Below are 24,682 nucleotides of genomic sequence, written 5' to 3'. Positions count from 1 at the left end.
CCATGTTCCGCCTGACCGAATACATGCATCAACTGGTCGCCCCGACCCCGGTACGCCCGCGCCGCACCGGCCCGGTGAAGCCGGTGGTGATCTGGAACCTGACTCGGCGCTGCAACCTGAAATGCCGCCATTGTTATACCGTCTCGGCGGATGTGGCGTTCCCTGGCGAGCTCAGTCACGCTCAAGCCATGGTCACCCTTGAGGATTTGGGCCAGTTTCGCGTCCCGGCCCTAATCCTCTCGGGTGGTGAGCCGCTGGACAGGTTCGATTTCTTCGACATCGCCAAACGCGCCCGCGATCTGGTGCCGATGCTGGCGCTGTCCACCAATGGCACGCGGATTTACGATGAGACAGCCGACATGATCGCCGATGTGGGGTTCAACTATGTGGGCATCTCACTAGATGGGCTCGGCGCCACGAATGACTGGTTCCGCGGCGTTGAAGGTGCCTTTGCCGATGCCTTGCGCGGTGTGCGCGAATGCAAAAAGCGCGGTATCAAGGTGGGTCTGCGCTTCTGCCTGACCGAGGGCACCCAGCACCACCTGCCCGATCTGCTGCAACTGTGCAACGACGAAGGCGTGGACAAGTTCTATCTGTCCCATCTGGTCTATGCCGGGCGCGGCGACAAGAACCGGGGCGAAGATGCCGAACATCTGCGCACGCGCAAGGGCTTGGACCTGTTGCTGGACCGTGCGTGGGAGGCGGCGTCTGGCCGGCGTCCTCTGGACATCGTCACCGGCAATAACGACGCTGATGCAGGCTATTTCCTGAATTGGGTGCGCGCGCGGTTCGACGCGGACAAAGCCGCCCATGTGCGGGATCATCTGGCGGCCTGGGGCGGAAACTCCAGCGGGTTGGGCGTGGCCAATATCGACAATCTGGGCCGCGTGCATCCGGACACCTATTGGTCCGATTACACGGTCGGAAATGTGAAAACCAAACCGTTTTCCGAGCTGTGGACCAGCAATGATCCGATGCTCGCCATGTTACGCACCCGCCCGCGTCCGCTGAAGGGACGCTGCGGGGCATGCACGTTGAAGGACGTCTGTGGTGGCAATACTCGTATCCGGGCTTTGCAACTGACCGGCGATCCCTGGGCCGAAGATCCGGCCTGTTACCTGAGCAATCAAGAAATCGGTGTCGAAGATGCGCTAGAGCGGCTGCAAGTGACGCCATTCCGGGGGAAACGTCATGATCCGGCGCATCAATTCTTCTGACACTCTGAAAATCAGCGCGCTGTGCGCCCTGCTACTTGCGGGCACCTCATGGGCTGACGCGCCTTCGGATTACGCGGAATACTGCGCCTCGTGCCATGGCGAGAGCCGCTTGGGCGGCGTTGGCCCGGCGCTGATCCCCGAGACGTTGAAACGGATGCGCGGCCCCCGCGTGGCTGCCGTGATTGCCGAAGGACGCACGGCCACTCAGATGCCTGCCTTTGCCCATGAGCTGGATGCCTTGCAGATCGAAGAATTGGCGGGTTGGTTGAAATCCCCGTTGGAGACGGACCCCGAGTGGGGTGCAGCCGATATCATGGCCAGCCGTACACTGGACGATGACTATGTCCCTGTCGATGCGCCGATCTGGGACAGTGATCCGATGAACATCACTCTGGCGGTTGAGACCGGCGATCACCATGTCAGCGTGCTGGACGGCGACACGTTCGAGGTTCTGGACCGGTTTGAGACGCCGTTTGCCGTGCATGGCGGGCCGAAATTCAGCCCCGATGGGCGCTATGTGTTCATCATGTCCCGCGATGGCTGGGTGCAGAAATACGACATCTGGGCGCTGAAACAGGTGGGGCGCGTGCGCGCGGGCCTGAACAGCCGCAACATTGCAATGTCAGGCGATGGCAAATGGGTAGCCGTGGCGAACTATCTGCCCAATTCGTTGACGTTGCTATCGACCGAGAATCTTTCGGTGGCGTCGGTTATCGAAGTGAAAAGCAAAAAGGGTGTGCCCAGCCGAGTCTCGGCCGTGTATCAGGCGCCGCCGCGTGAAAGCTTCGTGCTGGCGCTGAAAGACGTGCCCGAAATTTGGGAGGTCTTCTACGGTGCCAACCCGCCGCAATTCGGGCTGGGCCATGATTTCCGCATCGAGGGCCAGTTCAAAAATCCTGACCCGTTCCCGGTGCGCAAGATCACCACGCCGGATTATCTGGACGATTTCTTTTTCGACCAGAGCTATGAATACGTTATGGGCGCCTCGCGCGATGGCAAGGGTGGACAGGTGATTGATCTGGTAATCGGGCACAAGGTGGCTGATCTGGACCTGCCGGGCATGCCGCATCTGGGATCGGGCATCACATGGCAGCATGGCGACACAACCGTTATGGCCACACCGCATCTTACCGATGGCACGGTGTCAGTGATCGACATGAAAAGCTGGGAGACCGTCAAACGGATCAAGACCGAAGGGCCGGGGTTCTTCATGCGCAGCCATGAGAACTCGCCTTACGTCTGGACCGATGTGTTCTTTGGCACTAACAAGGATGTCATGCATGTAATCGACAAGCAGAGCCTTGAGATCGTGAAGACCCTGCGCCCTGCCCCCGGCAAGACCGTGGCGCATGTGGAGTTCACCAAGGATGGCAGCCACGCTCTGGTGTCGATCTGGGAGGATGATGGCGCAGTGATCGTCTATGATGCGCAGACGCTGGAAGAGGTCCGCCGCCTGCCGATGCGCAAACCGTCTGGAAAATATAATGTCTGGAACAAAATCACCTTCTCGGAAGGCACCAGCCACTGACGGGCGCTGGCCGGTCTGGAAACTGTCCATCCTGCTTTACCCGGCCACGGCTTTGACCGTGGCCATCAACCTGTTTTTGGCTGGGTTGATCGCGCATACCCTTGGTTTTGCGGTCATTCCCCCGGTGACAGCGCTGATCTGGTCAGTGCCGTTGGGCGTGCCTGCAAGTTGGCTGGCGGGTCGTTGGCTGCGTGGACTGATGGATGAGGCCGACGGCTAAGTCGCGAAAACCTTCGCACCTAACAGAAGTCAAGTATCGGTCCGAGAGATTCCCCTAGAACTCTGGAAAAGAATACCGAGTTGGATTCTCTATGCCCGCCTCTAACCCTCTGCACAACCTCCCTGTTCGCGCGTCCCGCGTGGCTTGTGCATGGGCGGGCACCCTTCTTCTGCTGTTGCAAATGCTTGGCCCGGTTCTGGCGAGTCCCGGTCAAAGCATATGGGTGGAGATCTGCTCGGAGGCGGGGGCGGTTTGGGTTCAGGTGGACCTTGAGGAGGAGACCGATGACCCGACCGCGCCCTGCCCGAAATGCGCCGATTGCACCTTGTGTGCCGTCACCACGCTGGCGCAGTTGCCCGATCAGCCTCATCTGGTCCTATCCCAGAAGGCCGGCCTCGCCCTGTACCGGTGCGCCGATCAGAACCAACCCCATGATCAGGCCCGCTTGTGGCCTGAAACCCGAGGGCCCCCGCACGCAAACCTAAAAACAACTGAACGCGCCCCGCGCGCTTCCATGGCGTCTACTCAAAGTATCGGAGGTGCGCCATGGTCGTAAGTCGCGCATTCCAAGCCCTGCTGGCCTTCACCCTGTCCTGCCTGATGGCGATCAGCGCCCATGCCGACAGCCTCGCCAGCTTTCTGCCCGAGATTGAGCCTGCCGATTTGGTGCCCGGTGCCGATGCCTTTGGCCCGGTGCGCGAGGACGTCATGGTTGCCCCCGTTCTGAAAGGAGGCGAGACGGTGGCCTGGGCGTTCCTAACATCCGATTTCGTGGGCACCACCGGATATTCCGGCAAGCCGATCCACGTGGTTGCTGCCATCAATGACGAGGCGGTGTTGACCGGGGTGCAACTGGTCAAACACTCGGAGCCGATCGTGCTGATCGGCATTCCCAATGCGCGCATGGTTGAGCTGACCGAAGGCTATGCCGGGCTGGACCTGAAGGTTGAGGCCGAGACGGGCGGTGAGGGGCATGACCTTGATATTATCTCGGGCGCGACCGTCACGATCATGGTGATCGACGACAGCCTTGTGCGTGGTGGCATCAAGGTGGCGCGCGCGTTGGGGTTGGGCGGATTGGCACCGGCGCAGGCCGACGGGCCCAAGCGCGAGGTCGATATGGCGCAGGACGCCATCTATGACTGGACGACGCTGTCGGGCGACGGCTCAATCCGGCGACTGACGCTGGATATCGGGCAGGTCAATGCCGCGTTTGAGGCGACGGGCGATCAGCGCGCGATCAAACGCCCCGAACCCGGTGAACCCGATGACACCTATATCGACATGCATTTGGCACTGGTCTCGGTGCCGTCGATCGGCAAGTCGCTGCTGGGCGAGGCCGAATATCAGAACATGGTCGACTGGCTGGGCGAGGGCGAGCAGGCCATTCTGGTGCTGGGACGTGGGGCCTACAGCTTCAAGGGATCGGGCTATGTCCGGGGCGGGATTTTCGACCGTATTCAGCTGATCCAAGGCGACAATTCGGTGCGGTTCTTTGACAAGCAGCAGCGCCGTCTGGGCGAGGTTGCAGCACCGGATGCGCCCAGCTTCACGGAACTGGACATCTTCAAGATCCCCGCCGAGGCTGAATTCGACCCGGCCGAACCCTTCCGCCTGCAACTGCTGGCGCAGCGGGCTGTTGGCGCGGTCGAAAAGACCTTTCTGACCTTCGATCTGGGCTACAGATTACCCGAACACTATCTGCTGCCCGTTGCGGCCACCGTGGTCGTCGATGACGCCAGCGGTGAGGCTGCGGCAAAGGCTGCGCTGTGGCAGCGCATCTGGAAAGACCGCGTGGTTGAGATCGTGATCCTCGGCGCGATGCTGCTGGTGCTGACGGCGACCTTCTTCTTCCAGTTCCACGCCACCATGAATGCACGCGTGTTCTACTGGTTCCGCATCAGTTTCCTGACCATGACGCTGTTCTTCATCGGTTGGTACGCCAATGCGCAGCTGAGCGTGGTGAACCTTATGGCGCTGGCGGGCAGCCTGCGCACGGGCTTCTCGTGGGATGCCTTCCTGCTGGACCCGCTGGTGTTCATCCAGTGGTTCGCCGTCGCCGCCGCGCTGCTGTTTTGGGGACGCGGGGCCTATTGCGGCTGGCTGTGCCCGTTCGGTGCACTGCAAGAGCTGACCAACAAGATCGCGCGGGCCTTCAAGGTGCCGCAATGGATCTTGCCTTGGGGTCTGAACGAACGGCTCTGGCCAGCAAAATACATGATCTTCCTAGTGCTGTTCGGGATCAGCTTTGTCTCGATCCCGCTGGCCGAAACCTATGCCGAGGTCGAGCCGTTCAAGACCGCGATCATCCTGAAATTCATGCGAGACTGGCCTTTCGTGGTCTTTGCGCTGGCCTTGCTGGGGATCGGGCTGTTCATCGAACGGTTCTACTGCCGCTATCTGTGCCCGTTGGGCGGTGCGCTGGCGATCCCGGCCCGTATTCGCATGTTCGACTGGCTGCGCCGCTACAAGGATTGCGGCACCCCCTGTCAAACCTGCGCCAATGAATGCCCCGTTCAGGCAATCCACCCCACCGGTGAGATTAACCCTAACGAGTGCGTCACCTGCCTGCATTGTCAGGTGCTCTATCAGTCCGAGGACAAATGCCCCGTCGTTATCCGCCAGTTGAAACGGCGGGCCAAGACAGGGTCGGTGCAGATGAAGACTCCACTCGGACAACCACCGGCGAACCATCCGAACGCCAAACCGCAAACCGTTTCTTGATTGGAGGGACGATCATGTCAGACCAAGAAAACAAACTGAACATCACACGCCGCGGAATGCTGGGGGCGACCGCCACCGGTGCCGTAATTGCCGGGACCGGCCTGGGTTCGACCCTGATGACCGCGCGCGAAGCCAGCGCCGCCGCCAAGGCCCATCTGGAGCCGGGTGAGCTGGACGAATATTACGGCTTCTGGTCTTCAGGCCAGACCGGTGAGTTGCGCATTCTGGGCGTGCCTTCGATGCGCGAGCTGATGCGGGTGCCGGTGTTCAACCGCTGCTCGGCCACCGGGTGGGGCCAGACCAATGAATCGCTGAAAATTCTGACCGAAGGCCTGCTGCCCGAAACCAAGGAGTTCCTGGCCGCAAACGGCAAAGTTACCTATGACAATGGCGACCTGCACCACCCGCATATGTCCTTCACCGATGGCACCTATGACGGCCGCTATCTCTTCATGAACGACAAGGCGAACACCCGCGTGGCTCGTGTGCGTTGTGACGTGATGAAATGCGACAAGATCATCGAGATCCCGAACGCGCATGACATCCACGGTCTGCGTCCGCAGAAATACCCGCGCACCGGCTATGTCTTTGCCAATGGCGAACATGAGGCACCGCTGGTAAATGACGGCCAGATTCTCGACGATCCGTCCAAATACGTGAACATCTTTACCGCCATCGACGGCGACACGATGGAGATCGCATGGCAGGTGATGGTGTCGGGCAACCTCGACAACACCGACTGCGACTATCAGGGTAAATACGCCTTCTCGACGTCCTATAACTCGGAAATGGGCATGAATCTGGCCGAGATGACCGAGAATGAGCTGGACCACGTGGTCGTGTTCAACCTCAAAGGCATCGAAGACGCAATTGCTGCGGGGAACTATCAGGAGCTGAACGGCGTCAAGGTCGTAGACGGCCGCAAAGAGGCTGGCGGCAACCTGACCCGCTACATCCCGATCCCGAACTCGCCACACGGTGTGAATGCCGCGCCCGACAAGAAACACATCATGATCAACGGCAAGCTGTCTCCGACCGTGTCGGTGATCGATGTCGAAAAAGTCGACGCGCTGTTTGCCGACAACGCTGATCCGCGCTCGGCCATCGTCGCGGAACCGCAACTGGGTCTTGGCCCGCTTCACACCGCGTTCGACGGCAAGGGCAACGCCTATACCACCCTGTTCCTGGACAGCCAGGTGGTGAAGTGGGACATCGCCAAAGCGATCGAAGCCTATGGTGGCGCGGACGTCGATCCGATCCTCGACAAGGTGGACGTGCAGTATCAGCCGGGTCACAACTCGACCTCGATGGGTGAGACGGCTGAGGCTGACGGCAAATGGCTGATTTCGATGAACAAGTTCTCGAAAGACCGCTTCCTGAACGTGGGACCGCTGAAGCCTGAGAATGAGCAGCTGATCGACATCTCGGGCGACAAGATGAAGGTGGTCCATGACGGCCCGACCTTTGCGGAGCCGCATGACTCGATCCTTGTACACCGGTCCAAAGTGAACCCGGTCAATGTCTGGGATCGCAACGACCCGATGTGGGAAGATGCGCGCAAACAGGCCGAGGCCGATGGCGTCGATCTGGATTATGGCGCGGATGAGCCGATCCGGGATGGCAATAAGGTGCGCGTCTACATGACCTCGGTCGCCCCTGTGTTCAGCATGGAGAAGTTCACCGTCAAGCAGGGCGACGAAGTCACCGTCTATGTCACCAACCTGGACGATGTGGATGATGTAACCCACGGCTTCTGCCTGTCGAACTTCGGTATCGCGATGGAGGTTGCCCCGCAGGCCACCGCCTCGGTCACGTTCATTGCCGACCGTCCGGGCGTGCATTGGTTCTATTGCCAGTGGTTCTGCCACGCGCTGCACATGGAAATGCGCGGCCGGATGTTTGTTGAGCCGCGGAGCGCGTAGTCATGCGTTGGTCCCTGCTCATACCGCTCCTGCTCGGCTCGCCCCTTTGGGCGACGGACTGGGATGTGCCCAACCGGGCGGGGGCCATCAATCAGATACTGGCGCAGGCGGCGGATGGGGATACCCTCCGCCTGAGCCCCGGCACCTATGCCGAAACACTGGTTCTGGACCGGCCCATCACGATTGACGGGCTGGGACAGGCCACGATTGACGGACAAGGCGAAGGCAGCGTTATCACCGTGACCGGACCCGGCGTGACGGTGCGCGGGCTGACGGTGATCGGCTCCGGTTCAGACCATGACGGGATCGACAGCGGCATCCAACTGACCAAAACGGCCACCGCGCCTGTGGTCGAGGATAATGTGCTGCTGGGCAATCTCTATGGCATCGACATCCACGGGGCCAAGGACGGCATCGTGCGCCGCAACCGGATCGAAGGGCGGCAGGACCGCCACATGAACGCGCGCGGCAATGGGGTCTATGTCTGGAACGCTCCCGGGGCCGTTGTCGCCGACAATGACATTCAGTTTGGCCGCGATGGGATTTTCGTGAATTCTTCGAAGAAGAATTTGTTCACCGGCAACCTGTTTCGTGATCTGCGCTTTGCGGTGCACTATATGTATGCCGACAACTCCGTGGTCAGCAACAACGTCTCGATCGGCAACGATCTGGGCTATGCGGTGATGTTCACCTCGAATGTCAAAGTCACCGACAATGTGTCGATTGATGACCGCGAACATGGCGTGATGCTGAACTATGCCAACAAGAGCGTCATCACCGGCAATGTGGTCAAAGGTGCGAAAGAGAAATGCACCTTCCTCTATAACTCGAACAAGAACGACTTCACTGACAACTGGTTTGAAGGCTGCGGCATCGGCATCCACTTTACCGCCGGGTCCGAACGCAACCGGATCGTCGGCAACGCCTTTGTCGGCAACCGGACACAGGTGAAATATGTCTCGACCAAATGGGTCGAGTGGTCAGAAGACGGGCGCGGAAACTATTGGTCCGATTTCGCCGCCTATGATGTGGATGGCAACGGCGTGGCCGATGCCCCTTATCGCCCCAACGATTCAATGGACCATGTGCTGTGGACCCAACCCGCAGCCAAATTGCTGCTCGGCTCACCTGCCGTGCAGCTGGTGCGTTGGTCGCAATCGGCCTTCCCGGCGCTGTTGCCGGGAGGCGTGGTGGACAGCAACCCCTTGATGCAAGCCCCTGAACCCCCAGCTATGAAAAAGGTGCCTCATGACGGATAAGGCCCTGACGATTGACCAAGTCTGCAAAGACCGTGGCAAGACCCGCGTTCTTGACGATATCACCCTGTCTCTTGCCCCCGGTCAGCGCGTTGCGCTGCTGGGCCATAACGGTGCGGGCAAGTCAACGCTGATCAAATCCATCCTTGGCCTGACGCCGATCCATGGCGGAGCCATTCGGATCGGAGACGTCGCCCCCGGTACGGCGCAGGCGCGGCGAAAGACAGCCTACTTGCCCGAGGCGGTATCCTTCCACCCGGCCTTGACGGGCCGCGAACAACTGACACTGTTTGCGCAACTTTCGGGTGCGCAAGCAGATGTGCCCGGCCTGTTGGAGCGGGTCGGCCTCAGCGATGCGCTGGACCGCCGGATCGGAGCCTATTCAAAAGGAATGCGGCAGCGTCTGGGTCTGGCGCAAGTGCTGCTGGGTCAGCCCAAAGTGGCGTTGCTGGACGAACCGACCAGCGGGCTGGACCCAATCTCGCGGCAGGATCTCTATGCCATCATTGACGAATTGGCCGGGCAAGGCACCGCTGTCCTGATCGCCTCCCACGCATTGACCGAGGTCGAGGCGCGTACCGACCGCATCGCCATCATGCGCAAGGGTCGCATGGTGGCCGATGATACGCTGACCAACCTGTCGGCGCTGGCCGGTCTGCCAATCCGCCTGAAAGTGCGCGCCAGTACCAATCCTGACGCGTTGGCCGCCGAACTGGGTGGCAACCGGATCAACGGGGCTTCGGTCGAACTGCTCTGCTCTCCTGAAGACAAAATGGAGGCCCTGCGCCGCATCGCCGGGTTGGGCGACGCGGTGGCGGATGTTGAGATGACCCCGCCCAAGCTGGAAGACCTCTATCGCCACTACGCACAGGAGGGATCGCGATGACCCGCTTCCTTGCCATCACTCGCACCGAAATGCTGATCCTGCGCCGCAACCGCTGGCTGCTGGTCGCGACGTTGATCATGGTGCTGTTCGCGCTGGCGCTGACCTTTGCGGGCAGCGCGCCAACCGGCACGCTGGGGGTCGATATGCTCACCGTCTCGGTCGCCTCGATGACCACACTGTCGGTCTATCTTGCGCCATTGCTGGCGCTGATGATTTCTTTCGACGCCATCGCAGGCGACGTGGACCGGGGCAGCCTTTCCCTATTGTTGTCCTATCCTGCAGGGCGCGGAGAAATCCTGTTGGGCAAGTTCACCGCCCATCTGGCCGCGCTGGCCTTCGCCATGACCGTCGGCTTTGGCACGGCAGGCGCAGTGGCCGCCTTCTTTGGAGGCGCGGGGGCCGAAAGCCTGATAGCTCTGACGCGACTGATCCTCACATCCATCCTGCTGGGCGCCGTCTTTCTGGCGCTGGGATACCTGCTGTCTGCCCTGGCAAAGGGGGCTACGGCGGCAGCGGGTCTGTCGGCCGGGCTATGGCTGGTTTTTGTTGTCCTCTATGATCTGGGCCTGTTGGGGGCCGTCGTCATGGACAAGGGCGGCAGCTTCACCCAATCCGTCTTTCCGTGGGTGATGGTGGCCAACCCGGCCGACGCATTCCGTCTGTGGAACATTGCCGCGACCGAGGGTGTCGCCATGGCCTCCGGCATGACCGGGGCCGCGCAGGCCCTGCCCTTCTGGGCCGCGCCCGCCTCACTTCTGATCTGGCCGGTGCTTGCCTTCGCGCTAGCGCGACTGGCCTTCCGGAGGGTCGAACCATGAAGCGCCTATGCCTGATTGCCCTCATTGCCCTGACCGCCTGCAAAGAAGAGGTCGCCGAGGCCCCCGACCCGGTGGATCTAACCCCCGATGCGCTGAGTTTCTTCTGCCAGATGAACATCGCCGAACATGGCGGACCCAAGGGGCAAATCCATCTGGAAGGCTACCCTACGCCGCTCTTCTTTGCGCAGGTCCGCGACATGGTGGCTTATCTCAAAAGCCCCGAACGTGACGCCGCCATCACCGCCGTATATGTCAGCGACATGAGCGTCGCACCCAGTTGGCGACAACCCGGCATTTCCAACTGGATCGCCGCCGCCGACTCCACCTTTGTAGTCGGCGCCAACGTCGCGGGGGGAATGGGCGCGCGCGAAGTTGTGCCTTTTGGCGATGCCAGCGCGGCGCAGGCCTTCATCGACACTTATGGCGGCGCCGCCCTGACCCTGTCCGATATCCCCGATGCCGAAGTGTTGGGCCCCGTCGATCTGAACCTTGCGCTGGAGACCCCGTCATGACCGCCCTGACCCGCCGCCGGTTTCTGGCTATTTCCGCAGCCTGCGCCTATACTCCGGTTGCCGCCGCTGCGTCTGCGCGATGGCACGGCTCAGCATTGGGCGCAAAGGCCAGCCTACGCGTGGAAGGACTAACCAACACTGAAGCAGCACCCATTTTCGATGCCGTCACGGCCGAGCTGACCAGGCTTGAGAATATTTTCAGCCTGTATCGCCCTCACTCTGAGCTGAGCCGACTGAATACTGATGGACACCTGATAGCACCGTCACCCGAACTGTTGAAAGTTCTAAGCTTGTGTTCCGCGTTGCATGACGCCTCGGACGGCGCGTTCGACCCAACGATACAACCTCTCTGGATGGCGTTCGCCAAAGGAGCGGAACTCTCTGAACTGAATCGCGCGCAGCGCGGGATTGGATGGCACAAAGTGTTAGTAAACACGAATGCAATCCGCCTGCCAGATCCGGGATTTTCAGGATTGACCCTGAACGGAATTGCCCAGGGCGAAATCACTGATCGTATCGCAAGTCTGCTAAACGGGTTCGGCCTGCGCAATATTTTGGTTGATATGGGCGAGATATCAGCCCGAGGCACCCGTAGCGATGGAAGCGACTGGCAAGTCGGCCTGGCAGGTCCCAAGCATATCGTAAGGGGGCGGCTTTCGTTACGTGACCGTGCTGTCGCAACCTCGGCACCGGCAATGATGAAGCTGGCTGCGGGACATCACCACATTCTTGACCCAAAAAACCGAATGGCACCGCAGAGTACTGTGTCCGTTTCTGCCGCAAATGCCGCCTTGGCAGATGGGTTGTCGACTGCGCTATGCGTGACACCAGATAGGAAGGTCAGGTCAGTCTTGTCCCACTTCCCGGACGCCAAACTTGAGATGCTCGTCCCCTAGGCTCAGGACCCATTGATTTTCGTTTTGCTGCCAACCATGGCGAAGAAAAGACGGTCAAAATCTTCCTCTCAGCAATCGCGCTCGCCGCTTTGGTGATCTATCGGCCATGAGGCCTGAGCCTAAGCAGCAACTTGGGACTACGGCTGCGCTCGGTCTTGTCAGCGCATTTTTTACCGGATTCCGTTTTCGGTAAGACACTGTTCAATGGGGCCGGTAAGAGCCTGGTGTCGTGAGCGTCTCGCCGGAACGAGTCTCAGCACAATCAAATGAGCGCCCGAGACCTTATCCGCGGAACTTTGCTGCCGTAACCCTAGCAATCATCTCTTTCGGGCGGCTCAACGCCGATTACAATTGTCAACGCAGTGGAAACGCATCCGGAGTGATCTGCCCTGTCTCCGCTACTGTCCAACCGCGTGTTTTTAGTGAGTCCGTCGCTAAACCGGACATCTCGTCCGAAACAAAAAGCACGATGGGACCTTCGGTCGCCTCTGTAAGATTGGCAGAGAATGCATCCAGCGTTTCGGTCCAGCTCAGGTAGTCTACCGGAGCCATGACCACGGAATTGCCACTACCTCCGACGCCAATGATTGTGCCTTGTACGCGCAACTGGGACAGTGATTCTTTGGTCACGTGATACGTCCTGAACATGTCCAAGGTCTGCACCAGGAAACGCGCCTGACCTTCCGAGCCCACACTCAGGATCAACGGAAGGACATCCGCCCGGCCTTGCACCCCCTCAAGCGATTTCAATGAATCCGCCACCACAGCTTGCATGCTGAGCGTATAGTAGCTGTGCCGCAAAAAGCGGTCGACTTGATCACGCGGCACGCCGACGAACAAAAGCGTTTCCTCAACCTGCACGCGCAGATCACCGGGGGCGGTATCCCAAACCCAGTCACTGAGCCGCGAGGATGACGACAGGACCAACCCGCCCGGAACCAAACTGGTCAAGACATTGACGCCAAGCCCCCCGGCGAAGGCCGCCCAAGTAACCTCATCCAGCCGCGTGGCCAGGAGTTGATTGGTGGTATAGGGATCGACGCCCAATTCCTTGGCCAGACGGCGGCGCTGTTTGTCAAACCCAAGGATATTTACAGCAACATCTCCGCTGGCGCGCGCGACATTCTCAGTAAAGCTGCCCTGCGGACCGGCTTGTGAATCTGCCGAGCCTCCGGGAAGGTTAGAGGTGGTCTCGGGATCAACGCCGGGCAAGTTTCCCTCTCGGACATCGCCCAGTTTTTGCAGCCCCGTCTTGGCCGACCGTCCGGTACGTTTGAGAAACCGCCCGACACCTTCGGGCACACCTTTCAGAGTTTCCTTCGGCTGCTTCGCAAATTGGCGCAGGTTTTCAAACGTCTCTCCGGCTGTGTCTTCGGCAGCGTCGATGAATTGCTGGTCATTCTGGATATGGTCCAGCGCAGCAAGAGCTCGGATTTCGGCCAACCGCGCCTGCAACATACCCGGACCAGAGGCCGAGAATTGCCCGAACTGCGTCTCGATGCGGTAGGTCGCCATGTACCCATCCGTCGGGACCTGTTCGTCGATGCGATAAATCTCGGTCGCAAGCGGAACGTCCTGAACGCTTTCCTGCGCAGACAGTATGGGCTGTGCTTCATACTCGGCACTGAACGCAACTGTTGGCACAAACAGCAACACAATAGGAAATGCCTTAACAAAATTCATTCGTTCCATCCCTTTTCCGCGCATCCCGGCCAAATTGCACAAACACGGAACACGGGGACGCTGCAGATCTTCAATCATCCCGACAGCAAGCACCGAGATGTCTTTCTTGTCCAGTCCGGGGCTCCATACTGCGACGGGGGGGGCTATGGCGACGGCGTAGATGTGGAAGCCCATCTTGCGCTAAAGCTGCGATCCAATAGGCAAAATGGCCAAAAACCCGGCCTTGATATGATCAAAGAAACTACCGGTGGGTTCATGTCGGTTCAGCAAGATCGCACCATCCTCGCGGTAGGACCTCCAGGTGACGCGTTTTTCCTCGTCATATTGGACCGAATAGGTGTTTTGCTTCAAAGCTTCGTCAAGCGCAGCAACCGCGCGTCGCGTCAGGTCCGGCGAGTCCACAAGCACGCCCATTTCTGTGTTTATGTTGACCGACCGCGGGTCCCAGTTGAACGAGCCCACGAACAGGTATCGCTCATCGATGGTAAATGCCTTCGTGTGCAAACCCGCGCGCGACTGACCCCAATTCACCCCCCGCTGATTGACCCGGTCCGAGTCAGGGCGCAGTTCGAACAGTTCCACGCCCCCGTCCAATAGAGCGCGGCGTTCCCTTGCATAATGCGCATAAACCGGCGCCACATCGTTTGACGCCAGCGAATTGGTGACAACACGCACCTTAACCCCGCGATCCTCGAGTTCGCTCAGCCATTTAACCCCTCGCTTACGGGGCACAAAATAGGCTGAGATGACGTCGACCGAGCTTTCAGCCTTTTGGAAATAGGGTACCAACTTCGAGGCCAGAATGGGCTGATCATTGTCGACACCGGCTGCCTTGGACGGCGGGTCGGAATACAGTTTGGCCGGAACCCAGTCTAGCCTGAGCGTCTTGAGGGTAAAAGTCTCTTGCGCGGTCTTCTTGACCGCTGCCGCATACGGTGTTTTCAGGGCTTCATCGACCAGCGCATTCAGACGCACGCGGGCATCTGCCAGACCCAGAGTCTCGGGTTCGCCAATCACCGCACGGGCAGGAACAGCAAATTCGCTGTTCCAGTATTCGTCGAAATTGTCGGACACCTCGTTCACCACAGGCCCGGCGACGAAGATATCCAGATCTGCATAGTTAAACTCTTCCTTGGCCAGGAAGTACTCATCCCCCACATTGCGACCACCAACGATGGAAATAGTGTTGTCGACGGTTATGGATTTGTTATGCATGCGCCGGTTGATGCGTTTGAAATCGGTCAAACCTGCAACCAGCAGGCTTTGGTCACGCCAGAAAGGATTGAACAGCCGGATCTCGATATTTTCATGAGAATCCAGCGCGGCAGTCATCGCGTCGTAACCCGATGTATCCATGTCATCCAGCAGCAGCCTGACCCGTACACCGCGATCCGCCGCGTTCAGCAGGCTCAGCGCAAACAATTGCCCGGTCAGATCGTTGTGCAGTAGATAGTATTGCGCATCTATTGTCACATCCGCCTGCGACGCCAGAACCAGACGCGCGGCCAGTGCCTCTTCGCCGTTGCTGATCAGCTTGACACCCGACCGTCCGTCACGTGGATCACCCAGTTTGCGCACCGCTGTCGTCAACCTGCTATTGGAAGGGCTCTCGACCGCCCGCGATGGGACTTGAACAAAATCCCTAGGCCCAGCCGAACAGGCCGCCAGAGCGATCAATCCCAACAAAGGCCAAAGCAGTTTTCTCGGCATCTTCCTTCTTCCTTTAGCCTTAGTCGTTTGCCCGGATCGGTTGGGTTCGACGTCTCATTTACCGACTTACCTTAGCACCTTAGTATCCTGTACCGAGCTTTTTCGCATCGACCGCAAAGTACAGTTGGGAATCTCGCCAAAATCGCTTTCACTTTGCAGGGCGATGGCGGCGTTGGTTCTTAACCGAATCCAACGCCGCAAACGCTCTGATGCCTTCTGGAAATGCGATACGACCGGATGCTGGAATCGACGCGCAGGATCAGTTCACAGGCTGCCATTCCTCAGTCGGATCAAACCCGGTTATGCCTGCCGCCTTTTCCAGCGTGTCCTCGCCCAGAACAGCCTCGAACACGACACCGTTTTCCGAAACCATGAAACTGTGCACGCCGGTCTCTCCGAATTCTGCTGGAACGGCCAAAAGGGCATGACCCGCAACCATGTGGCCATTGACGATGTAGTCCATCGCTCCGCCGGGCGCCGCATCGGTTTGCTCTGTCAGGATACGGAAATAGTAACCTGAAAAGGGCTCGGGCGCGAAGTCGGTTTCGCCGTCACTGAAGCCAAAAGCCGAAGCGCGCGCGAAAAGCTCACCCAACAGCGTGTCTTCGGATGCCCAGAACAGCCCATCCCGCTGATCGGCAGAAGTCGAAATGATCTGGCTTGCGAATTCCCTGACCCCGTCGCCGTCTTGATCCTGCGACCGGAAATCGGCCTGTATTTCGACATAGGCCTCCATCAATTCGATCACGTCCAGCTCGTTGCGGCCGATTTCGCGCAGACGCACTTCTTCCCGGCCTGCGTCGTTGTCGAAAGACCATGATGTGTCCGTCTTTGCTATGGGCACCGGGAACAGCCAGCCTTCCTCACCCAGCGCAATCAGGACCGAGCCATCGTCTTGCGGCACAAGCCGATAGCCTTCTTTGTAGAGGGACAACAGTGCCAGCTTGTTGATCTTGTCCTCGACCGGGTTTCCATCGGAAAGATAGTCCGCAGCCTCTGGCCCGAAGACGGCCAGAGCAGCACCCACCTCAGGGCTTTTCAGCGCTGCGACCATCGCCTCAAGCGCCTCTTGCGGAGAGGCATATGCGGCAGGTTCAGCCCAGGCCGGACCAGTGAGAAATGCGGTGATTGCAGTTGCTTTGATCAAAGTATTGGTCATGCTCTTATCTCCTCCGCTGGGCTTTTTGGTGGCTGGCTTTGCCCCGTTGCGAAGCCGAGCGTGCTTTTTGCCCGCTGGATTTCTTGTGGGTCGCCTTCGGCTTGCTTACCGCTTTGGGCTTAGAGGCTTTGGTGACATGGGACTTGGTCCCGGATGGTTTCTTAACCGCTGGCTTTTGGGTCGGTTTCTTCACGGCCTTATTCGGCGTGGCCCGATTGACCTTGGGCGTACCCCCATCCTTCATGGTTTTCCGAACTGCTTCCGTTTTGGCCTGCGATCCGGGCCGGGAGATATCTGGCGCACCGGATTTCTGGGACAGTTTGCTTCGCAAGGCATCCGCGCTGCTGTCACCTTTGTCTATCGGCAGCTTGGTCTTACCCCCTGGATCCTTTTTGGAGGCAATCTTGTCTCGCGCCTGATCTTTCTTTCGATCATCCGGTTTCCAGCCATCGTCAGGACGATTGATGTTACCGTTCCCGATATTGACGTCATTGCCGATATTCACATTGCCGTCGATATCCAGATCAATATTCGGGTTTCGATAGATCGGGCCCCCACCCCAACCCCCGCAATTTCGACAACCCCAGTAGTCATTCCAGTCGTCGTCATCGTCAAAAATGGCGTCGATCAGGGCGAATGTCCCAAACGCGATAGCTCCGGTGACAATGGCGTCGCCAACAAGGTTGCTGTTGCTGTCGGTATAAACGACCTGAGGGTCATATTGCGGCACATAAACAACTTCGGGATCCGCAGGTTGGATAATGACGGTTTCGTCTTCCGTGACCTCGACAAGCTGTTCTTCACCCGATACGAGCGCACCGTTGTTGATCGCCTGGGTCCGCATGGTCTGAACGGCGACCATCACCTCGTCACTTTGGGCAAGCATGGCGTCGCCCATGGTTTCGGTCCATTCGATATGGGTGGCCATATCCTCGATCACTTCAGGGAAGGCGACGGCCAGAACCTCAACGCTTTCGTCCCATTCTTCGGCTTCGACGGCAGCTTGAATGACTTCGGGTTCCTCGCCGTCCATGCTGGCCAGCAACCGGTCGCTTTTGACGACTTCCATCGGGTTGGTCGCCGCAACCAGTATCTGAATCAAAAGCGTGTCCGGAAACAAAGCAATCGGCGCGACGAGATTTTCTAGCTCGGCCTGGGTAAGCAGATCGGTGTCTGAAATAGGTTCCGCGACACCCTCCTGTTCGGACTGCGCCCCCACTAACGTCGGTGTGAAAACCAGAAACGCGGATACAATCCAACGAACGATATCAGCCATATCTCCCCCCCTTTTTAGACAGCAAATGTCCGAGGTCCAATTCGCCGCGGACACACTGGAAAACTCATCCCGTTATTCGAATGCTTAAATTTATCTCATGTTGTCGCGGGAGGGGCTTCTATGTAAAGGGCCTTTGGCTCAAATGTCGGAACACCTGTTTGAAGAAGAGCATGGGTACTGCTGGTTTGCCGCTGGTACCTTCGACATTGGGACCCATGCACGACCACGGGCGAAGCCGGCGAGATCTCGCTGTTTTTTACAAACCGATCAAGCGACGTTCGTAGCCCGTACGATTTTTCGAACAGCGTTCGCTGCGTCAGGCCGGTCTCACGTCCACACCCTTAGAGCAACTCAATTCGGCGCGCTCTCTTGGGGCAAATAGCGATCCAACAGGGCGTCAACCAGACCCGAAAGAAGCCGGTCACCTTCTGGCTGATCAACGCGCAGAATATCTTCCAAAATGATGAACTGCTCCATTCCTGTCGTCATCGCCAACCGCTTTTTCAGATCCTCGAAGTCTGAGGGATTCATTCGACCACGAACAGGTTCAAGCGCTTCGCCAAATGCAGCCACGCGTCGGGCCCCCCGTATGTTTCTGCGCGCGTCCTCCAAAGCTGCCTTCAGTGACTCTGCCAGGAACTGCCGGAAATAGGCTTCGTGATCACGTGAGAAATCCAAGTAATATTGCGCAACCTTTTGCACACGGCTTCGTACGTCAGCGAGATCTTCCAATAGGCGCGAAGTCGGCAAAACCTCGAAATCCAACGTCGCATCAAGCGCCAAAACTCCGGGGTCTGAAAAATACCTGTACACGGTCGCACGGCTGGTTTTCGCACGATCCGCAACTTTCGCAAGAGTAACCTCTGTACCCTCGGCCATGATGTCGCGCGCCGCTTCCAGCAACGCCTCTCGGGTCCGGTTTTTCTGATTGGTTCGTGGGGCCAATATTCAAGTTCCTAAATGTTACACTTGTCTTATAAAGAGATGTATGTATCATAAACTCACTTTGATTTTAGTAAAGGGAATCTTCAACGTGGAACAGACTCGCCCGCGCATTTATCACCTTTTCGGCAATCTCTTGACCTTTCACGCGTTCCCTGCGGAGACCGGGGACAAATACGCAATCGTCGAAATCAAGACTGCGCCCGGAGCAGGCGCGCCTCCAAACCATCATGCCGGAGAGGAAGAGAGCTTCTTTGTTTTGGAAGGCGAGTTCGAATTTATGGTCGATGGGCAGACGCTTGGCGTTCGCGCAGGTGATTTTGTGAAAGTACCCGATGGAGCGGTTCACGCGTTCACATGTAAGGGGCCCCAAGCAGGTCGTTTGCTGTGCATCAACGCGCCCGGCGCAATGCATGACACATTCTTCACCGAAGCGGGTGAAGCAATGCCGGACAGCACGACAGAAATTCCTGAACCCGACGGCCCGCCAGACATCCCAGCAATCGTAGCTTTGGCAGATAGAATCGGCATGACAATCCTCGCGCCGGATCATGCTCCGACCTGAAGCGGGTCCTTTGTTCACGCGAGATGGGAGTACGAAAAATGAAATGCATAGGTTTGTTTTTGACCCCAATCCTTCTGCCGCTGGTCGCGATGGCTGAGCCGAGTATCGAACGCGGTGAGTACCTTGTACGAGGGCCAGCTGCGTGCGGAAATTGTCATACACCGCAGGGCTCCAACGGCCCGGACATGTCCAATGAGTTCGGTGGAATGTTGGTCGAAAAGAACGAGATGATGGAGGCCTGGGCCGTCAATATAACGCCAGGTAGCCGGATTGCAGACTGGAGCGACGCAGACCTGGTGCGCGCAATTCGGGAAGGCATCCGCCCGGACGGTTCTGTCATCGGACCGCCCATGCCCATCGGGCTTTACCGCAGCCTTAGCGACGATGACGTTATGTCCATGGTAATGTTCCTGCGCACCGTCCCCGCGAGCAAGAATGAAACGCCTTTTTCAACCTACAACTTCCCCCTTCCGCCCAGCTATGGGCCGCCTGTGGGCCCGGTGACGGCCCCGCCCGCTGGACCAAGCGTCGAGTACGGAGAATACCTCGCCGGGCCAATTGCACATTGTATCGAATGCCACACTACCTTTGGGCCACAAGGACCAATGTTCGACACGCATCTTGGCGCCGGAGGTTTTGCCTTTCACGGTCCGTGGGGGGTCTCCATTGCACCAAACATCACATCGCACGAGGATGGGTTAGCCCAATATAACGATGATGAGTTAAAGATGATGATCGCTTCGGGTGTACGGCCCGATGGCAGCCGAATGCGACCCCCAATGGGGTATGCGCATTATGCCCAGATGTCTTCAGATGATCTTCAGGCAATTGTCCTGTACCTTCGGACAATCCCGGCTCTACCGGACCCATGACTGGTCTGACACCGCCAGGTTTTTGTTGGGGTTCCCAGGGAATTTTGTAACGCGCGCGTTGCTGAAACAGAGCACAACAAATAGGCCAAACAGTTTTCACTATTCGGCGTTCTATTGCTTCGCTTGGCGGCCAAGAATGCCATGGCCACCGACCCTAGAGCGGTGCCAAGGGCGGATCGTCAAGACCATGGGAGACGGAATTCTGGTCGAATTCGCGTCTCCGGTCGCCGCGCTACGCGCCGGCCTGCAAATACAGGACAGTATGCACGCGCGGGAAGTAGGCGAACCAAAAGATCACCGTCTGCGGTTTAGTGTCGGGATAAACCTCGGTGACGTCGTAGTAGATGGCGATGACGTATTGGGCGACGCTGTGAACATAGCCGCTCGGTTGGAGAGTTTGTCGCCCGTTGGCGGCATCTGTATCTCGCGCCAAGTACGTGATCAGGTGAATGGACGCATAGACGCTGAATTCACGTCACTCGGGCTGCAAACTGTAAAGAACATTCCAAATCCGTTGGAAGTCTAGAGCGTAGACGTTGTAGGTGACGACGCCATTCCAGTGGCTCAGACCGGCCGCGACGTGACGAGTGTCGCCGGGTTGCCGTTTGAGATTGACACGGACGACCAGGATCAACTGTTTCTTGCGTCCGCATTGGTGGAAGATGTCACCTCTGCACTAGGACGTTTTCGACGGGGTGGAAACCGCTTGCGGGTCTCGGCGCGTTTGAACGGCGCAAAAGACGAAGAACAGGTTTGAGCCAACCACTGGGATGGGCCGGCAGACGATTTGTTCGCCATTCTCCACCAACTCACCGGGGCCATCGTCATGGGCGTCGAGCCCGAGATTGGCGCGCATGAGCGTATGCTTTCCCGCTGCGCACCGACCCACAGCCTTTCAGCCTAGGAGCTTTGTCAGCGCGATTTTACCATTTTGCACTCGCCACCCCCGAAGCGATGACAGAGTCACAACCTATTTTCGAAGCGGCCATCAAGGCAGATCCGGGCTATGCCCTGCCGCAGGCACTGTTGGCGCGCCAAAAATATTTACTGCCGAGACTGGGCGTTGCGAAAGACCCTGTCGCCACGATTGCCCATGAAGAAAAAGCCCGACGCGTATACCCGTACGATCCCGTGGTTTGGGCATTTCTGACCACGCAGGCAGCGGGGCTGGTTTGCCGGGGTGTTGAAAGCGACCTGGAGGCGGCAGAAGAAAGATCGCGCGAAGCGATACTTGCAAACACCAAAGTCTGGCATCCCGCAGCCATAGCTGCGCTTTCAGCGACGCGGCGCGGGGATCATGACACGGCGCAAAAGCTGGTTCAGCGGGCGAAAGAGACATTGCCAGTGTTCAGCGCATCCATGATTAGGCAGTCTCTCGGCAAAAGCGCGCAGACCGAGCCCTGGTCAAGCATTGCGGCAATGGTCGAGGAAATGGATCTTCCTTGATCCACGCTCACCACTTTGGCATTCACCGATCAAGCCAAGATTTTAACGGGCTACCGCTCTTTGACCGGAGTACCGCCAAATAGGTCACTCTTGTTTGTCTCGATGAGACTCCAACGCCATTTCGTCCAGAATACCGAACGCCACCGGATAAAAGTTTTCGAACAGATCAATTACCGCAGATTCCTCTGCAGGATGATGTTTGCCGTCGGCATCCGTCAGCCGTCCCATCCGATACACAATCTCGGTCCCTTCTTCCACCGGGGCCAATTCATAGGTCTCCAGGTTTGTAAGGCCCTCGATGGACGAATTGTGGAGAATATCGGTCACATATTCGAATGGATTCCAGTCGACGATCAGCATCTGAAAGTGAGCCGCCTCATGAATGCAGTGCAGGCGGACACCGGCTGACGTACGCGACACATCCCCTTCCCGATAGGCGTCTCTCAACATCATCCATCGCATCTTGAGTGCGGGGTCCGTAAGCATTTCCCAGGCAACCACCGGCGGGGCCTTCAGTATGTGCCGGGTTGTGAATACAGCCTCCTCATCGGTCACGCGCACAGGCCCGGCGATCTCTCGGTATTTTTGCCAAGCTGCCGCAAGGTCATAGACCCGCATGGGTACGTCACCAAAATGCTCGAACTGAGCGCTATATTGCATGAGATCCGATGTGATACCCATCGCCTGAAAAGCGTCTTCCGAGAACAGCGCATAGCTGCGTATCCCGGTCTCTTCCTTGACATCGGTCTTCGCCATGCGATGGACAAGTATGACATCGGCACCCGAGATATCCTTCATCGGACCGATCGACAGTTCTTCAAACTTTCCGTGATGCGCAAGGATTTTCAGATCGAGGTCGGCGACGTTCCGGCATGCATTGCAAGGGCAAGTCGTGTTCTGCACGATGTTCCGGCGGCGTTCGGCGAACGCTCGATACAGGCTTTCGCATATGTTGAGGAACGTTTCGCCAGATGGGAACGGCCCGCTGGAATAGGCAAGAACAGCGTCCCCTTCAAGGCCCCGCAGTTTCATCGGGTCTTTCAGCTCAAAAACAATCGCCTCAAGTAAAGACCGTATGATCGGGTTGGCGTGCTCCAACTCTGACCGCGTCAGATATCCGGTATACCCGGTAATATCGGCGATTAGTAAGTAACCGGTTTGAACTGGCATTCCCGTCTTCCCATTTACGCCCTGCCCGATGACTGTAGCTTCCGCCATAGTACCGGACAAGCAGATCAGCCCTGTCCCCTAGGCAGGAGCCCCGCGGAACAAAATCCGCATAGTTGGTCAGATACGACCACTGAAGCCAAAGGCGGTCCGAGGCGGTGCCAGTCGTGGAATGGACACTGCTATCCGAGGCTTTAGTTGTTGGTCCGCTGTTCCCAGTTTCGCTTGAGCAGGAATTGGTTCTTGAAATTTCTGAGGCCCAGCATCACTTCTGAATCCACGATGTCCTCGACCCCATGTATATGGTCTTCAAGGAAGGTCGCCAAATCGTCCGGCTCGTCGCAGACCAGTTCCACCATCAGATCGAACCGCCCCGTGACCCACAGGATATAGACAACACTGGAAACGGCACCCAGACGCGTTGCCACCGCTTGCGGTGTCGTGCCCGGCGCCACCTTCAGACAGATCATTGCATCAGCCTTGTATTCCGTGGCGGTCGGGTCCGCGATGGCCACGATCCGTAGCAGGCCCGCCTCTTTCATCGCGTTGACGCGATTGCGCACCGTGCCCTCGGACACATCGAGTTTTTGGGCAATCTCGGAAAACGGCATCCGCCCGTCCAGCTCAAGCATACGGACGATCTCACTGTTCAGACGCTCATCCACCGAATGCGTGCTGCGCTGACGCAAGGGTCTGTCCGCTTCTGGTTTGCGCGATAAGTTCACAGCGCGTCCTTCTTGTGTCTGTCGGCCCAACGGCCCGTTTTGTGAACTCCGATCATAAGGTCCAACCCGCCGGGACAGCAAACCGATTTCCGGCCCGATGCATCCTGACCCCGCTTATTGCTGCAAAAGCGCGCGGATATTGTCATCCAAAGCCGCCGTAAAACCGGCATCGTTGCCAGGATTGGCCGCGCAATGGCCCCAGGGCGAGTCATAAGGACGGAACCGGGCGTTTGGCATGTGCCGGGCCTCGATCTCGTTGTCTTCGGGCGGGAAATACAGGTCCTGCGTGCAGGGCATCAGGATGGCGCGAGCCTTGATGGCGCCCAACGCGGCCTTGAAATCGCCGCTATACAATGGCCCCGCCGCGATATCACCCGCTTGCCACGTCGCCAGCTTGGCCAGCAGATTGTTGGCATCCCAACTTTCGACATGATCAATCTCCCAATCCAGCAGCAGATCTTCGATCGTGTCGAACCCCAGCTGTTTATACAGTCCCTCGCGGTAGAAGGTCTGCGAAAACGCCCAGCCCGCATAGACACGGCCAAAAGCTTTTAGTCCGGCAACTGGCGGGCTGTCATAGTCGCCCCCGTTCCATGCCTGATCAGCACAGAGCGCGGCCTTCACCCCTTCGAGAAAGACGAAGTTATGCGGCGAGGTCCGGGCCGAGGCGCAAAACGGCAAGATCGCCTGCACCATGTCGGGGTATTGTGCCGCCCATTGATAGGACTGGCATCCGGCCATTGACCAACCGGCCACCAGCGCAATCCGATCGATGCCGAGATGGTCATGGATCAGCCGGTGCTGCGCCGCGATATTGTCCCACATCTGAACCAGCGGAAAACGCGGCCCGTCCTGTGGTGCGAGCGTGTTCGTCGGGGACGAAGATCGCCCGTTGCCAAACAGGTTCGGGCTGACGATGAAATGCCGCGCCGGGTCAATCGCGCGACCCGGGCCGAAAAACCCCTCGTTTCGGGAATTGGTGCCGGTGTAGAAGGTGGGCAGAACGATCACATTGTCACGTTCGGGCGCAAGCGTGCCATAAGTCTGATAGGCCAGCTTCGCATCCCGCAACACCGCGCCGGACAACAGTGGAAAATCGCCTAGCTCAAGAATCTGATAGTCTTGCGTCATGCCCGCCTCTGGCTGTTGGACCCGAGC

Annotated in this window: 24 protein-coding genes; 15 read left to right on the top strand and 9 right to left on the bottom strand. The window is 58.3% G+C overall.

Translation table 11 applies throughout. The features are described from left to right. Positions 1–2: 2 nt before the first annotated feature. The 11 genes from nirJ to GOV80_RS06165 all read left to right on the top strand — a co-directional run bounded on the left by nirJ (position 3) and on the right by GOV80_RS06165 (position 11,979). On the top strand, positions 3–1,217 hold the full coding sequence (gene nirJ, locus GOV80_RS06210; RefSeq protein ID WP_170783278.1) for a heme d1 biosynthesis radical SAM protein NirJ: 1,215 nt from the start codon (positions 3–5) through the stop codon (positions 1,215–1,217). Next, positions 1,192–2,745, top strand: coding sequence for a nitrite reductase (locus GOV80_RS06205; protein ID WP_170783277.1), 1,554 nt, complete (start codon positions 1,192–1,194; stop codon positions 2,743–2,745). Before nirJ ends, GOV80_RS06205 begins: the two co-directional genes overlap by 26 nt. Then, positions 2,702–2,965 (top strand): hypothetical protein, encoded by a 264-nt coding sequence (locus GOV80_RS06200; protein ID WP_170783276.1) that lies wholly within the window; start codon positions 2,702–2,704, stop codon positions 2,963–2,965. Before GOV80_RS06205 ends, GOV80_RS06200 begins: the two co-directional genes overlap by 44 nt. A gap of 91 nt (positions 2,966–3,056) precedes the next feature. Further along, positions 3,057–3,521, top strand: coding sequence for a DUF2946 family protein (locus GOV80_RS22635; protein ID WP_331252105.1), 465 nt, complete (start codon positions 3,057–3,059; stop codon positions 3,519–3,521). Next, positions 3,512–5,689 (top strand): NosR/NirI family protein, encoded by a 2,178-nt coding sequence (locus tag GOV80_RS06195; protein ID WP_170783275.1) that lies wholly within the window; start codon positions 3,512–3,514, stop codon positions 5,687–5,689. The genes GOV80_RS22635 and GOV80_RS06195 overlap by 10 nt, the downstream gene beginning before the upstream one ends. Before the next feature lie 14 nt (positions 5,690–5,703). Further along, positions 5,704–7,611, top strand: coding sequence for a TAT-dependent nitrous-oxide reductase (gene nosZ / locus GOV80_RS06190; RefSeq protein ID WP_170783274.1), 1,908 nt, complete (start codon positions 5,704–5,706; stop codon positions 7,609–7,611). A 2-nt stretch (positions 7,612–7,613) separates the two neighbouring features. Next, positions 7,614–8,870 carry a nitrous oxide reductase family maturation protein NosD gene (locus GOV80_RS06185; RefSeq protein WP_170783273.1) on the top strand — a complete coding sequence of 419 codons (1,257 nt, stop codon included), beginning with the start codon at positions 7,614–7,616 and terminating at the stop codon, positions 8,868–8,870. Then, the gene (locus GOV80_RS06180) at positions 8,860–9,753 is read left to right on the top strand and encodes an ABC transporter ATP-binding protein (RefSeq protein WP_170783272.1); all 894 of its coding nucleotides are present in this window, start codon (positions 8,860–8,862) and stop codon (positions 9,751–9,753) included. The genes GOV80_RS06185 and GOV80_RS06180 overlap by 11 nt, the downstream gene beginning before the upstream one ends. Beyond that, positions 9,750–10,571: an ABC transporter permease gene (locus GOV80_RS06175; RefSeq protein ID WP_170771859.1), complete on the top strand. Its 822-nt coding sequence runs from the start codon at positions 9,750–9,752 to the stop codon at positions 10,569–10,571. Before GOV80_RS06180 ends, GOV80_RS06175 begins: the two co-directional genes overlap by 4 nt. Then, the gene (locus GOV80_RS06170) at positions 10,568–11,083 is read left to right on the top strand and encodes a nitrous oxide reductase accessory protein NosL (protein WP_170783271.1); all 516 of its coding nucleotides are present in this window, start codon (positions 10,568–10,570) and stop codon (positions 11,081–11,083) included. The genes GOV80_RS06175 and GOV80_RS06170 overlap by 4 nt, the downstream gene beginning before the upstream one ends. Continuing rightward, positions 11,080–11,979 carry an FAD:protein FMN transferase gene (locus GOV80_RS06165; protein WP_170783270.1) on the top strand — a complete coding sequence of 300 codons (900 nt, stop codon included), beginning with the start codon at positions 11,080–11,082 and terminating at the stop codon, positions 11,977–11,979. The genes GOV80_RS06170 and GOV80_RS06165 overlap by 4 nt, the downstream gene beginning before the upstream one ends. A gap of 354 nt (positions 11,980–12,333) precedes the next feature. Here the strand turns inward: GOV80_RS06165 and GOV80_RS06160 are convergent, their stop codons facing one another. From GOV80_RS06160 to GOV80_RS06140, 5 genes are all read right to left on the bottom strand, one after another. Then, positions 12,334–13,662: a hypothetical protein gene (locus GOV80_RS06160; RefSeq protein ID WP_170783269.1), complete on the bottom strand. Its 1,329-nt coding sequence runs from the start codon at positions 13,660–13,662 to the stop codon at positions 12,334–12,336. 180 nt (positions 13,663–13,842) lie between these two features. After that, positions 13,843–15,372, bottom strand: a complete 1,530-nt coding sequence (locus tag GOV80_RS06155; RefSeq protein WP_170783268.1) for a phospholipase D family protein — start codon at positions 15,370–15,372, stop codon at positions 13,843–13,845. 259 nt (positions 15,373–15,631) lie between these two features. Further along, on the bottom strand, positions 15,632–16,531 hold the full coding sequence (locus GOV80_RS06150) for a DUF2950 family protein (protein WP_170783267.1): 900 nt from the start codon (positions 16,529–16,531) through the stop codon (positions 15,632–15,634). 4 nt (positions 16,532–16,535) lie between these two features. Continuing rightward, the gene (locus GOV80_RS06145) at positions 16,536–17,807 is read right to left on the bottom strand and encodes a DUF3300 domain-containing protein (protein ID WP_170783266.1); all 1,272 of its coding nucleotides are present in this window, start codon (positions 17,805–17,807) and stop codon (positions 16,536–16,538) included. Positions 17,808–18,158: 351 nt separating this feature from the next. Continuing rightward, a complete protein-coding gene (locus GOV80_RS06140) occupies positions 18,159–18,752 on the bottom strand; it encodes a TetR/AcrR family transcriptional regulator (RefSeq protein ID WP_170783265.1) in 594 nt (197 codons plus the stop codon). A gap of 88 nt (positions 18,753–18,840) precedes the next feature. On the opposite strand from GOV80_RS06140, the gene GOV80_RS06135 reads away from it, so the two are divergent. From GOV80_RS06135 to GOV80_RS06125, 3 genes are all read left to right on the top strand, one after another. Continuing rightward, a complete protein-coding gene (locus GOV80_RS06135) occupies positions 18,841–19,314 on the top strand; it encodes a cupin domain-containing protein (RefSeq protein WP_331252434.1) in 474 nt (157 codons plus the stop codon). Positions 19,315–19,373: 59 nt separating this feature from the next. Next, positions 19,374–20,186, top strand: coding sequence for a c-type cytochrome (locus GOV80_RS06130; RefSeq protein ID WP_237215676.1), 813 nt, complete (start codon positions 19,374–19,376; stop codon positions 20,184–20,186). A gap of 136 nt (positions 20,187–20,322) precedes the next feature. After that, positions 20,323–20,712: an adenylate/guanylate cyclase domain-containing protein gene (locus tag GOV80_RS06125; RefSeq protein WP_170783263.1), complete on the top strand. Its 390-nt coding sequence runs from the start codon at positions 20,323–20,325 to the stop codon at positions 20,710–20,712. Between the two features lie 150 nt (positions 20,713–20,862). On the opposite strand, the gene GOV80_RS06120 is transcribed toward GOV80_RS06125, so the two are convergent. Then, on the bottom strand, positions 20,863–21,042 hold the full coding sequence (locus GOV80_RS06120; RefSeq protein WP_170783262.1) for a hypothetical protein: 180 nt from the start codon (positions 21,040–21,042) through the stop codon (positions 20,863–20,865). Positions 21,043–21,140: 98 nt separating this feature from the next. Between GOV80_RS06120 and GOV80_RS06115 the strand changes: the two genes are divergently transcribed. Continuing rightward, on the top strand, positions 21,141–21,632 hold the full coding sequence (locus tag GOV80_RS06115) for a hypothetical protein (RefSeq protein ID WP_170783261.1): 492 nt from the start codon (positions 21,141–21,143) through the stop codon (positions 21,630–21,632). Between the two features lie 84 nt (positions 21,633–21,716). Here the strand turns inward: GOV80_RS06115 and GOV80_RS06110 are convergent, their stop codons facing one another. The 3 genes from GOV80_RS06110 to GOV80_RS06100 form a co-directional block, all read right to left on the bottom strand. Continuing rightward, entirely contained in the window at positions 21,717–22,802 is a 1,086-nt protein-coding gene (locus GOV80_RS06110; RefSeq protein WP_170783260.1) for a DUF2652 domain-containing protein, read from the bottom strand. Positions 22,803–22,993: 191 nt separating this feature from the next. Next, the gene (locus GOV80_RS06105; RefSeq protein ID WP_336510128.1) at positions 22,994–23,524 is read right to left on the bottom strand and encodes an Lrp/AsnC family transcriptional regulator; all 531 of its coding nucleotides are present in this window, start codon (positions 23,522–23,524) and stop codon (positions 22,994–22,996) included. A 114-nt stretch (positions 23,525–23,638) separates the two neighbouring features. After that, positions 23,639–24,655 (bottom strand): alpha/beta fold hydrolase, encoded by a 1,017-nt coding sequence (locus GOV80_RS06100; RefSeq protein WP_170783259.1) that lies wholly within the window; start codon positions 24,653–24,655, stop codon positions 23,639–23,641. Positions 24,656–24,682: the final 27 nt, after the last annotated feature.

Origin of the sequence: Ruegeria lacuscaerulensis (genome assembly GCF_013034685.1) — a bacterium.
GTDB lineage: Bacteria > Pseudomonadota > Alphaproteobacteria > Rhodobacterales > Rhodobacteraceae > Ruegeria > Ruegeria lacuscaerulensis_B.
This window is presented reverse-complemented; position numbering and strand designations above follow the sequence as displayed.

Coding starts and splice junctions, on each gene's coding strand:
- GOV80_RS06160 (WP_170783269.1), bottom strand. CDS start 13,662: ATGAATTTTGTTAAGGCATTTCCTATTGTGTTGCTGTTTGTGCCAACA.
- GOV80_RS06195 (WP_170783275.1), top strand. CDS start 3,512: ATGGTCGTAAGTCGCGCATTCCAAGCCCTGCTGGCCTTCACCCTGTCC.
- GOV80_RS06155 (WP_170783268.1), bottom strand. CDS start 15,372: ATGCCGAGAAAACTGCTTTGGCCTTTGTTGGGATTGATCGCTCTGGCG.
- GOV80_RS06110 (WP_170783260.1), bottom strand. CDS start 22,802: ATGCCAGTTCAAACCGGTTACTTACTAATCGCCGATATTACCGGGTAT.
- GOV80_RS06115 (WP_170783261.1), top strand. CDS start 21,141: ATGACAGAGTCACAACCTATTTTCGAAGCGGCCATCAAGGCAGATCCG.
- GOV80_RS06170 (WP_170783271.1), top strand. CDS start 10,568: ATGAAGCGCCTATGCCTGATTGCCCTCATTGCCCTGACCGCCTGCAAA.
- GOV80_RS06185 (WP_170783273.1), top strand. CDS start 7,614: ATGCGTTGGTCCCTGCTCATACCGCTCCTGCTCGGCTCGCCCCTTTGG.
- nosZ (WP_170783274.1), top strand. CDS start 5,704: ATGTCAGACCAAGAAAACAAACTGAACATCACACGCCGCGGAATGCTG.
- GOV80_RS06180 (WP_170783272.1), top strand. CDS start 8,860: ATGACGGATAAGGCCCTGACGATTGACCAAGTCTGCAAAGACCGTGGC.
- GOV80_RS22635 (WP_331252105.1), top strand. CDS start 3,057: ATGCCCGCCTCTAACCCTCTGCACAACCTCCCTGTTCGCGCGTCCCGC.
- GOV80_RS06175 (WP_170771859.1), top strand. CDS start 9,750: ATGACCCGCTTCCTTGCCATCACTCGCACCGAAATGCTGATCCTGCGC.
- GOV80_RS06125 (WP_170783263.1), top strand. CDS start 20,323: ATGCCATGGCCACCGACCCTAGAGCGGTGCCAAGGGCGGATCGTCAAG.
- GOV80_RS06100 (WP_170783259.1), bottom strand. CDS start 24,655: ATGACGCAAGACTATCAGATTCTTGAGCTAGGCGATTTTCCACTGTTG.
- nirJ (WP_170783278.1), top strand. CDS start 3: ATGTTCCGCCTGACCGAATACATGCATCAACTGGTCGCCCCGACCCCG.
- GOV80_RS06120 (WP_170783262.1), bottom strand. CDS start 21,042: ATGCGCGCCAATCTCGGGCTCGACGCCCATGACGATGGCCCCGGTGAG.
- GOV80_RS06205 (WP_170783277.1), top strand. CDS start 1,192: ATGATCCGGCGCATCAATTCTTCTGACACTCTGAAAATCAGCGCGCTG.
- GOV80_RS06150 (WP_170783267.1), bottom strand. CDS start 16,531: ATGACCAATACTTTGATCAAAGCAACTGCAATCACCGCATTTCTCACT.
- GOV80_RS06145 (WP_170783266.1), bottom strand. CDS start 17,807: ATGGCTGATATCGTTCGTTGGATTGTATCCGCGTTTCTGGTTTTCACA.
- GOV80_RS06200 (WP_170783276.1), top strand. CDS start 2,702: ATGTCTGGAACAAAATCACCTTCTCGGAAGGCACCAGCCACTGACGGG.
- GOV80_RS06165 (WP_170783270.1), top strand. CDS start 11,080: ATGACCGCCCTGACCCGCCGCCGGTTTCTGGCTATTTCCGCAGCCTGC.